The organism is Streptomyces sp. NPDC102270 (genome assembly GCF_044766405.1).
Classification (GTDB): domain Bacteria; phylum Actinomycetota; class Actinomycetes; order Streptomycetales; family Streptomycetaceae; genus Streptomyces.
Window position 1 is genome coordinate 140,591 of the sequence record NZ_JBIWLX010000005.1, and the last position, 13,662, is coordinate 154,252.

Here is a 13,662-nt window from a genome sequence, read left to right on the forward strand (position 1 = left end):
GTCACAGCTCCTTGCGGATGCGTTCGATCAACTCGACGGAATCGTGAAGGGCGAGTCCGTTCCTTGCGATCCGCTCGAACTTGGTGTTGTGCCGTGCGGCGTCCGCCTCGCTCTCCAGCCACAGCGTAGACGAGGTCGTATCCATGTAGACCACGTCCATCGCGCCGGGTTCGGCGAAGGAGACGACGCTGAAGGCGCTGGTCATGCCGGGGTGGGAGCCCGCGAGGAACGGGACCACCTGAAGCTTTACGTTGGGGAGCCGGGACACCTCGACGAGGTGGGCCAGTTGGGCACGCATGACCTCACGGCCGCCGACCAGTTGACGCAGAGCTCCTTCGCCGACCACGGCCCATAGATCGAGCGGGCTGCTGTCCGTCAGCCGCCCCTGCCGGGCGACCTTCGCCTCCACGAACCGCTCGATCTCACCCGGCTCGTCCCAGTCGGCGTTGCCGATCGCCAGCGCCCTGGCGTAGTCCGGCGTTTGCAGGAGGCCGGGGACGAAGGCCCCTTGCCAGGTCCGGACGCCGGTCGCGATGTCCTCCAGGGCGACGTACTCCACGAGGGATCGCAACTCGGGGTATTGGTTCCACCACCCCTTGGCCTTGCGCCGCTCCCGGTCCGTCCTGGCGAGGCTCAACAACCTCTCCACGGCCTTCGGCTCGGCCACGCCGTACAGCTCGCACAGGATCTTGATGTCGGGATCGCGGAACGGCACCCACCCACGCTCCATCTTGGCCACCTTGGCGGCCGTCGCCGAGAGCGCCTCCGCAGCCTGCGGCTGGGTCAGGCCGGCCCGGTCCCGCAGCCTCAGCAGTTCACCACCCAACTTGCGCGCGAGGACGGTGGATACACGGGTACCGCGCGTGAACTGGCCTGTGGACACCTCGGGTCACCTCCTGATCGTGGCCAGTGTGCGGTTCACCGGAGTCACAGCACAAGCGAAACTGGAGACATATTTCCCAGAGACTGCTTGCGGGACCGGACAACGCATCACTACCGTCAGTACTCGATCGCACACACAGTGAAACCAGTTGGCGGAAGCGCACCGTGCTGCCCGCACGGCGGAGCCACCCCAACTCACCCGCTCCCCCACTCCCGAAGGAACCCGTGACCGACGCCTGCCCTCCCGGCCCACCCAAGTCCTACGACCGCCACGACCAGGTCAGTTACACCCCGTACCCGCACAGCATCCCCCTCGCCCGCAGACGCGTCGCCGCACTCGCCGTCGACTGGGGCCACCCCGCCCTCGCCGGCGACGCGTCCCTGGTGGCAAGCGAGTTGTGTACCAACGCCCTGCTCCACGGCTGCCTACGAGACCGCCTCTTCCGCGTCGAGACGACCCTCACCACCACCGCCCTCCGCATCGCGGTGACCGACCCGAGGGGCGAACGCCTCCCCGGCACCCGCCCCTCCCAACCCGACGACCAGTTCGGCCGAGGGCTGCTCATCGTCCGCGTACTGGCGGGACGTTGGGCGGTGGAGAGACTCACGGTCGGCAAGACGGTGTGGGCGGAACTGGACCACCCGAAGCACGATGAGTAGCTACATCAGGCGCGCCTTCTCTGCACACGTGACCGCGTTGCCGGTAACCGACGACACCGGCACGGGAACGGCACCGGGCCACGAGACGGAGCACAGCCAGGGCCCGGGCATGGGCATAGTCACCGCGGAGTTCTTCGCTCTCCCGACGCTATCGGGTGCTGGATGGCGCGACCGTCCTCGTCTGCACCGCTGACCCCGACACCCCAGCCGTCGCCGCCACCGCCCTACCCGACCACGGTCACCACTGTTCTGCAGCGCGCCCACCACCGGCTGCTCACCAGCGACGCGCATGCTCGACCAGGCAGTGGGCCTCACCTACACCTGCGGCCCCTGATCCCCGACTCTCCGGACCACCTGCCTCGCTCCCGAACCCCTCGCGATCGAGAGAAACGGGCCCCACCGCGTGTCCGCATTGCATACTCCGGATAATCGGAAATACGAATTCCCCAATAGATGCTCCGCATTCGAGGGATTTACGTTTGGCAGAGCAACTCTCCCTTGCTCTGTGCCGCCTCTCGAAGATTCCTCCGTAATATGCACCCGTCAGATCAAGGCTCCCCCGGGCGTTTGGTTAGGGCCCGGCACGCCGCGCCTCCCACAGGAAATGGCATCTTGATGAAGCTGAAGATCCCTGAAATGGCTCGCCGCCGTACTTTGCCCGGCGTGCTGGCCTCGGCCCTCGCCGCAACGGTCGCCGCCGCGCTGGTCGTCCTGTCACCCGCGCAGGCAGTCGCCATCGCCACTCCGGTACCGCTGGCCACGGCGGCGAGCTTCTCCGTGCTCGCGGGCGCGGGAGTCACCAACACCGGCCCCACCGTGATCAGCCACGACCTCGGCACCTTTCCGAACCCGGCCATCACCGGTTTCCCGCCCGGCGAGGTGCTCGGCGCGGTGCACGCCGCCGACGCTGTGGCGCAGCAGGCCCAGTCCGACCTGGTCACGGCGTACAACAATGCGGCAGGGCAGGCCGAAGACTTCGCACTCGCGGCGGGAATCGGAAATGGCACCACGCTGATTCCGGGCGTTTACACCGCTTCCTCCGGTGTCGGCCTCACCGGCGACCTGATCCTGGACGCAGGTGGCAATCCGAATTCCGTCTGGGTATTCCAGATTCCGGAAGCCCTGACGACGGCGTCCTCCAGCCGGGTGCTCCTCACCAACGGCGCTTCGCCGTGCAATGTGTACTGGCAGATCGGCAGTTCGGCCACCCTCGGGACGAATTCCACTTTCGTGGGCACCATCATGGCGCTGACGGACATTCACGTGACCACGGGGACGAACATCGAGGGCCGGGCGCTGGCCCGCAACGGCGCCGTGACGCTCGACACCAACCGGATCTTCCTCAACTCGTGCTCCACCGGCACGACCAGCGGCACCACGACGACCGGTACCACCAGCGGAACGACCAGCGGCACCACGACGACCGGTACCACCAGCGGAACGACCAGCGGCACCACGACGACCGGTACCACCACCGGCACGACGACCGGCACCACCACGGGCACCACGACCGGATCCACGACCGGATCCACGACCGGCACCACCGCCGGTCTGATCGGCGGCGGGCTGGTCAGCGGTGGTCTCCTGGGCGGGCCCATCGTCAGCGTCACGGGCGGCACCGGTGCCGGGAGCACGTCGGGCAACACCGCGGGGAACAACGTCACCTCCGGGAACACGTCTGGCAACACGGCCGGGAACACCGCTGGCAACACAACCGGAACCACCGCGGGACAGCCCGCAGACCACCCCGGTGAGCACGGCGGACCGGGTGAGCACGGCGGACCGGGTGAGCACGGCGGACCGGACCACGGTGGCGGGCCGGACCACGGTGGTGGGCCCGACCACAACGGCAAGCCGGGCGACGAACACCAGGGCACGCCCGGGAAGCCTGACCACGGCAAGGGCGATCAGCCCGATGAGAACCACGACCACGGCAACGGCGACCACGCCGGCTCCGACAACTACGGCTCCGACAACTACGGCTACGACGACGCACCGAAGTTCGACGGCCAAGAAGTCCACGACAAGAGCTAGTCGGCAGGTCGAGAAAGGTCCGACCACCGGGTGACGGCGCGCGACGGGATCTCGATTCCGCCGCGCGCCGCCGGTGCCGGTCCACCAAAGCCCCGGACACCGGGCAGCGGACACGAGAAAGCAAGGTGGGCGGTGTCGAGCGGAATCGGTTCAACACACGTGGAGGAGAGCCGACGGTCCGATGCCGGCCCGCTGCCGGGGAAGCGGCGTGACGACGCGGACCCACCCGGCGAGCGGACCGGGGGTGCCAGGGCCCTGAGAGCGGGGCTGCACACAGTCGTCCTCATGTGTCTGGTGGCGACCCTGGTCCATGTCGGTGCCGTCTTTCTCCATGTGGCGCCGGCCAACCCCGTCTCGCAGCGGTACAGCCGCCAGGTCGACGCGTGGGTGTACCCCCTTTTCGAACAGAACTGGCGGCTCTTCGCCCCCAACCCCGACTCCGTCAACCGGCGGGTCATGGCGAGGACCGCGCACACCGCGCCCGGCGGATCGACGAGAGTCAGCCCCTGGATCGATCTGACCGCACTGGACCGCGCCGCCGTCGCACACGATCCATTTCCCAGCCACACGGCACAGAACCTCCTGCGCCGCGCCTGGGCCTCCTACGCCGACACCCACGGCACGGACGACACGTCACGTTCGCCGCGGGCCGTGATGATGCAGAAGTACCTGAGCAACATCGCCGCAGAGCGCGTCGCCGGTCACCGCGCAGGCACGTTCGAGTTCATCCAGCTCCGGGTCGTCACGCTGCCCGTCGCCGCGCCCGGCACCGCGGCCGGGCGTCGGCCGCCGACGCCGGTGGACAACCGGCTCCTGCCCTGGTGGAAGGTGACCCCCCATGGGAAATGAGCAGATCCACGAACTTCCCGCGGCCTCGGGCGCAGTCCGCCGTCTGCTTCTCGCCCGAACCGATGCCTTCTGGGACGTTCTCACCGGCCGGCCGGTGTCCTTGTACGCCACGTCGGTTCTGCGTATCGGCTACGGGCTGCTCTACCTGGCCTTCCTCCTGCGGGAGTTCCCGCACCGGTCCGAGATCTGGGGTCCCGGCTCCCCGTGGACACCTGCACTGGCGGCACAGCTCTTCGACCAGACGGGCTGGTACAGCTTCCTGATCCTGTCGGACAGCCGTGCCTACTTCGAGCTCTGCTATGTGCTGGCCCTCGTGACGTCCGCGCTGTTCATGCTGGGCTGGCGGACCCGGGCCACCTCCGTGCTCTTCGCCGCCGTGGTGACCTCCTTCCATGCCAGGGCGGTCTTCATGACGGACGGAGGCGACAATCTCCTCCTGCTGATGGCCCTTTACCTCATGCTCACCGCGTGCGGCCGGCGCTGGTCCCTGGACGCGCGCAGAGCACGGATCAAGGCGGCCCGTGCGGACGGCGCACCGCCGCGGGCGCGCAACGCTGCCGCGCAGGACCTGCGAGCGGCCCGCACCGCGTTGGTCACCGTGGTGCACAACTGCGGTGTCTTCGTGATCGCGGCACAGGTCTGCTTCCTGTACGGATCGGCCGGTCTCTACAAGGTCCAGGGCTCTTTCTGGGACGACGGCACCGCGCTCCACTACGTGCTGAACCTGGAGCTCTTCCAGCCGTGGCCCGCGCTCTCCCACGCCATGGACCAGTACCCGCTCGCGATGGCGGCCGTCGGCTACCTGACCGTTCTCACCCAGGTCGCCTTTCCGTTCGTGCTCTTCGGCCGGCTCAAGTACCCCGTCCTGGCCCTGCTTCTGGGCATGCACGTCGCCATCGCGGTGGTCCTGGGACTGCCTCTCTTCTCGGGCACGATGATCGTCGCGGACGCCGTGTTCCTTCCCGACCGCTTCTACACGCTGCTGCCTCAGCTCCATCGGCGCGGTACCCGGCGATGCGGCGTGCCGGCACCGGCACCCGGTCAGGCAACAGGGCTCGGATCCGTCCCGCCGCAGGGCGGCCACCCGGACAGCCGAAAGGAATCCAGGCCGGTGCCCCGCCCGGCAGGCGATCGTGATGGCCGGCCGCCGTCCGGCCCGACGGTGACGCAGTAGCAGCCGCCGTACACCCGCTGAGCCGGCATCTGCTCCCCGTGCCGGGAGACGGCCTGGTCGGTGCTCCACCTCCAGGGGTCACGACGGCCCGCCACCGACCGCGAGCGCGCGCCGGTGCGACCGGTGGGCCCATGGGCCCGGACGAGGCATGGGAGTACGAAGATGCCGCCGCCGCGGTGACTGCAGCCGTTCCGGAACAGACCGGACGGCCCAGTCGGGCCAGTCGTCCGACCACCGGTAGGCAAGGCGGCCGCGTGAACGCCTTCCTGACGACCGCCGGAGCTGGACGCCGCGCCCGGAAGGTGAGCGGTCCGCAGGCCCATCGGCATCTGGGCAAATGACGCAGTCACGGTCCGATTTGGTTGCCCGTCGAACAACACGGCATGGCGCTTGATCGACAACTTTCGCTCCCTGGCAATCTGCGCACCAGCACGATGACTTGGAGCCGGAGGTACACCGCTCATGGCGGCGACAACCAATCCCACCCTCAGGAGACGCCGTCTGGGAGCCGAGCTCCGCCGGCTCCGCCTGGCCAGTGGGCTGAAGAGCACGGAAGTGGCCGAGCGGCTCATGGTCTCCCAGCCCAAGATCAGCCATCTGGAGAACGGCAACCGCGCCATCAGCCCCCGCGACGTTCGCGACCTGTGCACGATCTACGGAGTGACGGACCAGCAGGTCATCGACTCCCTGATCCAGATGGCCAAGGAATCCGGACAGCAGGGCTGGTGGCAGGCCTACGGCGACATCCCCCAGAGCGTCTACATCGCACTGGAGACCGACGCCGCCGTCCTCCACACCTACGAGCCCATGACGATCCCCGCCGTGCTGCAGACTCCCGCCTACGCCCACGCCGTCATCAGGGAAACGATCCCTCAGCCCACTGCCGAACAGGCCGCCAGGCGCCTCAAGGTGCGGCTTCGCCGGCAGCACCGGATCTACGACTTGACCCGCCCGTTGCGTCTGTGGGTCGTTCTGGACGAATCGGCACTGCGCCGCGTCGTCGGCAGTCCTGATGTCATGCGTGAACAACTGGAGCACCTGAAGGCGCTCGGCACGGAACCGCACATCACGGTGCAGGTCCTCCCGCACACCGTGGGCGCCCATCCGGGTCTGTCGGGGCAGTTCTCCATCCTGACGTTCGTCGAGAACCCCGGCGGAGTGGTGTATCTGGAACGGTTCACCAGCGATCTCTACCTGGAGAAGCCATCCGACGTGCAGCACTACGGCGTGATGTACGAGCACCTCCAGGCCCTGGCCCTCAGCCCCGACAGCAGCCGCGGCTTCATCACCGACGTCACCAAGATGTACATCGACACGGCGTGCCGCCCCTGAGTGCGGTTGGTGAATGCCGGGCGTCTCGCAGTCGCGACGTCCACCGCTTGTCCTGACGAGTCCCGCCGGCCAGGCCACCCAGGGCGAAAGCCGTGGTCGTGAACCCGTCCGTGGTGTGGAACTGCGCCCCCGTTGGGTGCTCCAGGAGTTCACCAGGACGATCACGGTAAAGGTGAAGCGACGGCAGTCGCCACCCCCGCGGAGTCCAGATTCTGCACGTCCGGGTGGGAGACAACGTGCAGCCAGGCCGACAACGCCCCGCACGCGGGAACGGCGGCCATCACGTAGCCGCCTGCCCGTCCTGACCGGCTGACCCGCCAGACGCCGATGACGTCATCCCGCACCTCGTCCACAGCGTGAATGATCCTCGCTCGGCCCCCGGCACGGAATCATGCACATGGCGGCAAGGCCCGATGAGTTTCAGGTACAGCCCGGGTCTACGTATATGGCGGTCGCCGGAGTTCGTTCGCAGTGGTCGCCCGGACATACCCGTCTCGATCGACCGTCCTCCAGGAGGGCCCCATGACCGCCACCTACACCTTCGACTTCTTCTGCAGCCTCGACGGCTACGGTGCCGCCGGTGGGGACTGGACCGGCTACTGGGGCAAGCAGGGGCCCGAGTTGCTCGACCGTCGTCTCGATGTGTACGGCGCGGAGCAGCGGATGGTCTTCGGGGCGCACACCTTTCGGGACTTCGCGCAGATGCTGGCCGAGAGCAGCGAAGGTGCCGACGTGCGGGACCCGTGGGTCACCAGGATGCGGAACCTGCCGACGACCGTGGTGTCGACGACCCTGGAGGACTCTCTCGGCTGGCCGGACGCGGCCGTCGTGAGCGGGGACGCCGTGGACGTCGTCGCCCGGCTCAAGGAGGAGTCCGAGGTGCCGTTGCGCTCGCACGGCAGTCTGGCGATGAACCGGGCGCTGATGGCCGCGGGACTGGTCGACCGCCTGCACGTGACGCTCTTCCCCGTCATCACGGGACGGACCGGGCTGGCCCCGATCTTCCAGGACGCGGCCGACTTCGACCTGGAGCTGCTGGAGAGCCGGACGCTCGACGGGCACATCCAGGAGCTCATCTACCGGCCCACCCTTCACTGACCGGCGACCTCGGCCTCCGCCTCCGCCCCCGCCTCCGCCTCCGCCCTGCGGGAACCCGCCCCGCGCACCACCCCCACCGCCCCCAGAGCGACCGCCAGACCCGCCCCGGTCTGCGTGGTGAAGGGCTCGCCGAACATCAACGCGCCCCAGACGGCCGTGACCGGGGCCATGAGGAACATGAGGGTGTTGACCTCGGTGACTCCCGAGCGCTGGAGGACGAGCCAGTACAGGCCGTAGCCGCCGAAGGTGGACAGGATCACGAGCCAGATCGTCGCCAGCCAGAAGGACCCGCTGCTGGGCGGGGTCGCGGTGCCGGTGGCGAGGGCGGCGGCCGTGAAGACGACGGCGCTGGTGGCGCAGTGGACGGTCATCGACACGGCCGGGGTCACCCGGGTGCGGGAGCGCCGTTCGAGGAAGGTGGCCGCGACCAGCGAGAGCATCCCGGCGAACGGGACCAGGTAGGTCCACCAGGCCACCCCCGTCGTCGCCGCCGCGTCGGCCGTGGTGACCAGGGCGACTCCGCCGAGACCCAGGCACAGGCCCAGCCACTGCCGGGGCGAGACGTACTCGCGCAGCAGCGGGCCGGCGAGCGCTCCCGCGACCAGCGGCTGGGTGCCGTCGATCAGTGCCGTCGTACCGCTGGAGACGCCGAGCTGGATGGCGTAGTAGACGGTGAGCAGATAGCCGCTCTGGGAGAGCAGTCCGATCAGGGCCTGGCGGGCGAGGTCGCGGGGCGCCAGTGCGCGCCATGAAGGCCCGCCCCGGTGGACGGCGAACGCGACCAGGACCGCCGCCAGCGGCAGGAACCGCCACATCAGGAGCGTCGTCGCTCCGGCGTCCTGCGTGCCCAGCTTGGCGCCGACGAATCCCGAGCTCCAGCACACGACGAAGGCTGCGGAGAGGAGGACGTTCATGGAGGTCACCACCCGTGACTAGACCGATCTGTATACCTCCTTGCCTCGACCACTATACAGATCGGTATAGTCGGGAGGGTGGGAGACAACGGTGAGCGGCAGGTACGGCGGATCGGCATGACCCCGGGTGCGCGGCGCGCCCTCGCGGCGGCGTCCCGGCTGTTCTACGAGCGCGGCATCCACGCGGTCGGTGTGGACCTGATCGCCGCCGAGGCCGGGGTGACCAAGAAGACGCTCTACGACCGGTTCGGCTCCAAGGAGCAGATCGTCGTGGAGTACCTCGCCGCCCGGGACGAGCGCTGGCGGACGTATGTCTTGGAGCGGCTGGAGGCGGCGGGACCGGAGGCCGGCGAGCGGGTCCGCGCGGTCTTCGACGCCTCCCGGGAATGGATGGACGACAGCAGCCCCAAGGGGTGCGCCATGGTCAACGCCCACGCCGAGATCAGCGACCCCGCCCACCCGGCGTACGCCGTCATCACCGGCCAGAAGCAGTGGATGCTCCGTCTCTTCACCGACCTGGCCCCCGAGCACGCCCGCACGCTCATGCTGCTGCACGAGGGCGCGATGGTCGCCCACGGGCTGCGCGTCTTCGCCGACCCGATCGGGTACGCCCGCGAGGAGGCGACCGCACTGGTCGGCGGGCAGGGGGCGTAGGCGCGGCTCGGCGCACCCCGTAACCCGTACGGCCCGGACCGCTGGTGACCTCGGCGAACCCGGTGATCACTTGAAGCATGACCCCGCCCCGCGCCGCCCGCGCCGCCGCCTGCACTCTCGCCCTCTCCGGGCTCCTCGCCGCCACCGCCTGTTCCGCGCTCTCCACGCCGCCCACTGCTGCCAAGCCGCCGATCACGCCGCCCAGCAGCGCGCCGCCACCGTCTCCGAAGGCGTCCCCCGCCCCGTCGTCGGCTCTCACCGAGGCCATGACGCAGGCCGCGCTCGTCACCGACGCGGACCTCGGCGAGCCCTGGACGCCGAGCCAGGGGGTGGCCACCTGGCACGACGGGGTGCTGAAGGCGAAGGCCGACCGGCCGGACTGCCAGCGGCTGCTCGACGCGCTGTACGCGGACGAACTGTTCGGGGCCGATGCCCAGCCCCGTGCGGTCGTCGGGATGGACGACGAGTGGAATCAGGCCCAGATGCGGTATCAGGTGCTCGCGCGTCCGCCCGCGGAGATCGACAAGACCCTGGCCTGGCTCAAAGGCCTGCCGCGGACGTGCGCGCAGTTCGCGGCCACCACGACCACGAAAGCCGTCCTGGGGGTGCAGGTCAGCGAGATGCCGTTGCCGGAGGTGGGGGACGCCCGGCAGGGCCTGCGGGTGCTGCTGACCGGACAGTCCCCGGACGGCCGGCCGACGACGCTCACGCTGGACGTCGCCGCCCTCCGCGTGGGGGAGGGCGCGATCAGTGTGACGAACGGCGGCTTCGGCGAGGTGCAGACGCAGGCCACGCAGACGGCCGTGCAACTGGGCGCCGAGCGACTGACGGAGGTGAGGAGGCAGGGGCGGGTGGAGGTGTGAGCGGGTCCGGTCAGTCCCGGTCGAACCGCTCGTGGTGCCGGACCACGTCGTGCGCCACCTCCAGCGCGGTGCGGTTGCGCGCGAAGGAGTGCGCGCGCAGCCGGGCCAGCGCCTCGTCCGAGTCGACGCCGAGCTGCACCATGATCACGCCGATGGCCTGGTACACCTCGTCGTGCGCGGGGGCCAGGCCGCTGAGCCAGAGGGCGCCTCCCTCGGGGCCGTCCTCCTCGTCCCGGGGCAGGGCCGTCAGGGCCACCGTCATGACGCCGGCCACGAGCTCGGCGAGGCGCACCTCGCGCCGGGTGAGTTCACCGGGGACGTCGCGGTAGAGGTCGAGGGTGCCCACGCACACGGTGTCGTTGCCGAGGGGCATCGAGTACACCGCCCGTATCCCGGCGGCGGTGGCCTGCTGGGCGAAGACCGGCCAGCGGCCCGCGTCCCGCTCGGACGCCAGATCGGTGGCGTACACGGTGGTGCCGGTCGCCCCGGCGGACGTGCAGGGCCCGTCCCCCAGAGTGGCCTGGATGTCCGACATGCGAGCGGCCCGGTCATCGCTGGCGCTGAGCTGGACGGGCATGCCGTCGCTGCGCAGCGACACACTCGCGCCGGTCACCGGCAGCAACTCGACGGCGGCCACGCACAACTTGCCCGGGATCTCCCCGGGTTCAGCGCCCCGCACCCCCGCCGCGATCACCTCGGCGGCCCGCACCTGCTCCCGCAGCGGCTGGGGTCCGGCTTCGGAGTCGTGGCCGGCTCCGCGGTCCCGCCCCTGCCCCGGTAGCCCGTACGAGCGGGGCTCGTCACCGTGGGCATCACCGTGCGCGTCCCTGGGCTCCACGGTCACCGCCTCCTTCGGTCGACGCGGAGCTGTCCGTCGTCGCCCCCGGGCAGGGCGCACCGGGAGTGGGGGGCGCCGCTCGTGGCGTACCCGCCCGGGGGCACCGCCCGGCTACCCCTCGTCCCCTGGGCGAAACGCCCGTGCCCCGTGCCCTGTACCGCGGACCAGCACTCCTGCGCCGACCCGCCCGGCCCGACTCGACGCCGGGTCCCCGGGTGTCCTTCACAGACCGCACACCGGTTCACTACGGTCTTCGGTGAGGGTCAGGGAGCGGCCGCACGGCGTCGAACCGTGCCGGAGCCGCCCGCGTGCCCTGCTCGTCCTCCCTCTCCCCGGCGACCTGGGCCGTGCCATGCTCTTCGTCCCCCTTCCGCGATGCCGACCGGGGCGTCTCCCGCCGCCCCGAGCGGGCCGGGGACCTTCCAGGCGGACCGCGCGGCGAGGCGCGAGTCCCACCGGGCGGCCGCCGTCCACCGAAGCAGGACGGCGGCCGGCCCGGCACCCCGTTAAGCGCTTCTCGTACGGATCCGCCGGCTGCCGCACGTGCCGCACCGCGCTCGCGTCGGGTGCCAGGTGCCGGTGACGGAGGGCGAGGGTGGGTCCGAGGACCGAGGCGACGGCGATCTGCGCGCCGCCGAGAACGACGTGCACGAGCACCCGCAGGCCGAACGCGAGGAGCCGCAGCCCGTCGGCCACGCTCCGCCCGCCGCCGTTTTCATAGAGGGGGCTGTGCGGGTGCGGGTCCGAGGGTGGTGGTGCCGGGGGCCGTGCGGTGTCCGAGGCCGGTCCGGTACGCGTCCAGTGCCGCCTCGACCCTTCCCGTACGGCGGAGCAGATCGCCGAGGAGGCGGCACAGGTCGGCCAGGTCACCGGCGGCGCCGGCCCGCTCCAGGAGGCTCAGGGCACGGACGTAGTGCTCCTCGGCGGCCTCGGTGTCCCGGGCGTCCTCGGCGATGATCCCGAGGAGGCGGTGGGCGGCGGCGGAGTGCAGCGCGCCGCGCTCGGAGCTCAGGTCGCTGAGCACGCCGTGGAGCAGGGCGGCGGCCTCGTCGGACTTGCCGCGCCGGTGCAGCACGTCGGCGAGTTCGACGGCGGCCTGGCTGGAGTAGAGGGCGGCCCGCTTGGCGGAGAGCATGGCGAGGGCCTGCCTCAACTCGGCTTCGGCGCGCTCCAGTTCGCCGTTCTGGGCGTAGACGTAGCCCCGCATCCAGTGGCAGTTGGCGAGTTCGGTGCGGATCTGGAGCTGCCGGTACAGTTCGGCGGCCTTGGCGAGGGAGGCGTCGGCCTCGGCGAGGCGGCCCTCGGCGAGCAGGGTACGGGCGACGGAGCGGTGCATCCGGGCGACGAGGGCGGGATCGCCGACCTGCGGGGCGAGCGCCAGGGCGAGTTCGGCGGCCTGGGCGGCGCGGGCGTGGGCGCCCATGTCCATGTAGGGGCCGATGACGCTCGCGTAGAGGAGGAGCAGGGCGTCCGGGTCGTGCAGGCCACCGCGGTTGAGCTCGTCGATGGTGGATTCCAGCAGGTAGACGGAGTAGCGGAGTTCACCGGTGAGGTAGTGGGCGAGGGCGCGTCCGCGCAGGGCGGGAACGCGGGCGGGCAGGGGTACGTCGTCGCCGAGAGCCTTCTCCGCCCGCTCGAAGTACGCGCGTGCGGCGGCGAGTTCACCGGTCTCCACCGCGCACTCGCCGAGCCCGAGCAGGGCGGCGGCCCGCATCTCGTCGAGGTCGAGCGCGTCGGCCTCGGTGAGCAGACGGCCGTACTGGGCGGCGGACTCCTCGGCCTCCCCGGTGGCGAGGGTGCGCTGGGCCTCGGTGAGGCGCAGGCGCAGATCGGTGACGAGACGGGCCGGACGGCCGGTGGCCAGTTCCTCGAAGTCGACGCCGAGGCGGTCGGCGAGATGCCGCAGCGCGTCGTCGGAGGGCCGCACCCGCCCGGACTCCAGGGTGGAGATGTAGGCCGGTGTGTAGGCCGGTTCGGCCAGCTGTTTCTGTGTCAGCCCGCGTTGGACCCGCAGCTGCTGCACCCGTCGCCCGATGACGCCCGGGTCGTCCCGCTCCGACATGGCCAACTCCCCAAGCCCCTCTTGCCGTTCGGCTCCCGCAGCCCCTAGGTTAAACGGCGTATTAACCGTGCTTAATACACCGTCACCACCCTGGGTACTCACCGCCACCGCTGCGAGGTCGCCGTGCTCGAACGCACCAGCACCACCGCGCGCTACACGAGGGGTTTCGCCGCCGCCGTCGTGGCCGTGGCCACACTGGTCCTGGCGGCCAACGCGGGACCGGCGAAGGCGACAGGGGAGAGACCGGCGGAGCGCGCGGACCAGGTCCAGCGGATCACCGCGCACCCATCGGAATGAGACCG

The 13,662-nt window shown here is 70.4% G+C and carries 13 protein-coding genes; 9 read left to right on the forward strand and 4 right to left on the reverse strand.

Going from position 1 to position 13,662, the window contains the following annotated elements; all coding sequences use genetic code 11:
• Nucleotide 1: 1 nt before the first annotated feature.
• On the reverse strand, nucleotides 2-883 hold the full coding sequence (locus ACIRP7_RS10935; RefSeq protein ID WP_403656329.1) for a helix-turn-helix domain-containing protein: 882 nt from the start codon (nucleotides 881-883) through the stop codon (nucleotides 2-4).
• A gap of 224 nt (nucleotides 884-1,107) precedes the next feature.
• Between ACIRP7_RS10935 and ACIRP7_RS10940 the strand changes: the two genes are divergently transcribed.
• The 6 genes from ACIRP7_RS10940 to ACIRP7_RS10965 all read left to right on the forward strand — a co-directional run bounded on the left by ACIRP7_RS10940 (nucleotide 1,108) and on the right by ACIRP7_RS10965 (nucleotide 8,029).
• Nucleotides 1,108-1,542: an ATP-binding protein gene (locus ACIRP7_RS10940; RefSeq protein ID WP_403656332.1), complete on the forward strand. Its 435-nt coding sequence runs from the start codon at nucleotides 1,108-1,110 to the stop codon at nucleotides 1,540-1,542.
• Nucleotides 1,543-2,157: 615 nt separating this feature from the next.
• Nucleotides 2,158-3,576 carry an ice-binding family protein gene (locus tag ACIRP7_RS10945; protein WP_403656335.1) on the forward strand — a complete coding sequence of 473 codons (1,419 nt, stop codon included), beginning with the start codon at nucleotides 2,158-2,160 and terminating at the stop codon, nucleotides 3,574-3,576.
• Nucleotides 3,577-3,861: 285 nt separating this feature from the next.
• Nucleotides 3,862-4,425, forward strand: a complete 564-nt coding sequence (locus ACIRP7_RS10950; RefSeq protein ID WP_403656338.1) for a DUF5819 family protein — start codon at nucleotides 3,862-3,864, stop codon at nucleotides 4,423-4,425.
• Entirely contained in the window at nucleotides 4,415-5,599 is a 1,185-nt protein-coding gene (locus ACIRP7_RS10955; RefSeq protein WP_403656341.1) for an HTTM domain-containing protein, read from the forward strand. The genes ACIRP7_RS10950 and ACIRP7_RS10955 overlap by 11 nt, the downstream gene beginning before the upstream one ends.
• A 462-nt stretch (nucleotides 5,600-6,061) precedes the next feature.
• Nucleotides 6,062-6,931 carry a helix-turn-helix domain-containing protein gene (locus ACIRP7_RS10960; protein WP_403656344.1) on the forward strand — a complete coding sequence of 290 codons (870 nt, stop codon included), beginning with the start codon at nucleotides 6,062-6,064 and terminating at the stop codon, nucleotides 6,929-6,931.
• A gap of 522 nt (nucleotides 6,932-7,453) precedes the next feature.
• Complete coding sequence (locus ACIRP7_RS10965) at nucleotides 7,454-8,029, forward strand: dihydrofolate reductase family protein (RefSeq protein WP_403656347.1); 576 nt, start codon at nucleotides 7,454-7,456, stop codon at nucleotides 8,027-8,029.
• Here the strand turns inward: ACIRP7_RS10965 and ACIRP7_RS10970 are convergent.
• A complete protein-coding gene (locus ACIRP7_RS10970) occupies nucleotides 8,023-8,943 on the reverse strand; it encodes a DMT family transporter (protein WP_403656350.1) in 921 nt (306 codons plus the stop codon). The two genes, ACIRP7_RS10965 and ACIRP7_RS10970, sit on opposite strands and share 7 nt — an antisense overlap.
• A 117-nt stretch (nucleotides 8,944-9,060) precedes the next feature.
• Between ACIRP7_RS10970 and ACIRP7_RS10975 the strand changes: the two genes are divergently transcribed.
• Together ACIRP7_RS10975 and ACIRP7_RS10980 are read left to right on the forward strand one after the other, a co-directional pair.
• Nucleotides 9,061-9,597 carry a TetR/AcrR family transcriptional regulator gene (locus tag ACIRP7_RS10975; RefSeq protein WP_403657117.1) on the forward strand — a complete coding sequence of 179 codons (537 nt, stop codon included), beginning with the start codon at nucleotides 9,061-9,063 and terminating at the stop codon, nucleotides 9,595-9,597.
• A 77-nt stretch (nucleotides 9,598-9,674) separates the two neighbouring features.
• The gene (locus tag ACIRP7_RS10980; protein ID WP_403656353.1) at nucleotides 9,675-10,460 is read left to right on the forward strand and encodes a hypothetical protein; all 786 of its coding nucleotides are present in this window, start codon (nucleotides 9,675-9,677) and stop codon (nucleotides 10,458-10,460) included.
• 10 nt (nucleotides 10,461-10,470) lie between these two features.
• On the opposite strand, the gene ACIRP7_RS10985 is transcribed toward ACIRP7_RS10980, so the two are convergent.
• Both ACIRP7_RS10985 and ACIRP7_RS10990 read right to left on the reverse strand, forming a co-directional pair.
• A complete protein-coding gene (locus ACIRP7_RS10985; protein ID WP_403656356.1) occupies nucleotides 10,471-11,304 on the reverse strand; it encodes a GAF and ANTAR domain-containing protein in 834 nt (277 codons plus the stop codon).
• A gap of 709 nt (nucleotides 11,305-12,013) precedes the next feature.
• Nucleotides 12,014-13,360: a helix-turn-helix domain-containing protein gene (locus ACIRP7_RS10990; protein ID WP_403656359.1), complete on the reverse strand. Its 1,347-nt coding sequence runs from the start codon at nucleotides 13,358-13,360 to the stop codon at nucleotides 12,014-12,016.
• Between the two features lie 123 nt (nucleotides 13,361-13,483).
• Here ACIRP7_RS10990 and ACIRP7_RS10995 point away from each other — a divergent pair, with 123 nt between their 5' ends.
• Nucleotides 13,484-13,657 carry a hypothetical protein gene (locus ACIRP7_RS10995; RefSeq protein WP_403656362.1) on the forward strand — a complete coding sequence of 58 codons (174 nt, stop codon included), beginning with the start codon at nucleotides 13,484-13,486 and terminating at the stop codon, nucleotides 13,655-13,657.
• Nucleotides 13,658-13,662: the final 5 nt, after the last annotated feature.

Bases quoted from the DNA above. Each gene is read 5' to 3' on its own strand.
- ACIRP7_RS10945 (WP_403656335.1), top strand. From the start codon at position 2,158: ATGAAGCTGAAGATCCCTGAAATGGCTCGCCGCCGTACTTTGCCCGGC.
- ACIRP7_RS10950 (WP_403656338.1), top strand. From the start codon at position 3,862: ATGTGTCTGGTGGCGACCCTGGTCCATGTCGGTGCCGTCTTTCTCCAT.
- ACIRP7_RS10955 (WP_403656341.1), top strand. From the start codon at position 4,415: ATGGGAAATGAGCAGATCCACGAACTTCCCGCGGCCTCGGGCGCAGTC.
- ACIRP7_RS10960 (WP_403656344.1), top strand. From the start codon at position 6,062: ATGGCGGCGACAACCAATCCCACCCTCAGGAGACGCCGTCTGGGAGCC.
- ACIRP7_RS10965 (WP_403656347.1), top strand. From the start codon at position 7,454: ATGACCGCCACCTACACCTTCGACTTCTTCTGCAGCCTCGACGGCTAC.
- ACIRP7_RS10970 (WP_403656350.1), bottom strand. From the start codon at position 8,943: ATGAACGTCCTCCTCTCCGCAGCCTTCGTCGTGTGCTGGAGCTCGGGA.
- ACIRP7_RS10975 (WP_403657117.1), top strand. From the start codon at position 9,061: ATGACCCCGGGTGCGCGGCGCGCCCTCGCGGCGGCGTCCCGGCTGTTC.
- ACIRP7_RS10980 (WP_403656353.1), top strand. From the start codon at position 9,675: ATGACCCCGCCCCGCGCCGCCCGCGCCGCCGCCTGCACTCTCGCCCTC.
- ACIRP7_RS10990 (WP_403656359.1), bottom strand. From the start codon at position 13,360: ATGTCGGAGCGGGACGACCCGGGCGTCATCGGGCGACGGGTGCAGCAG.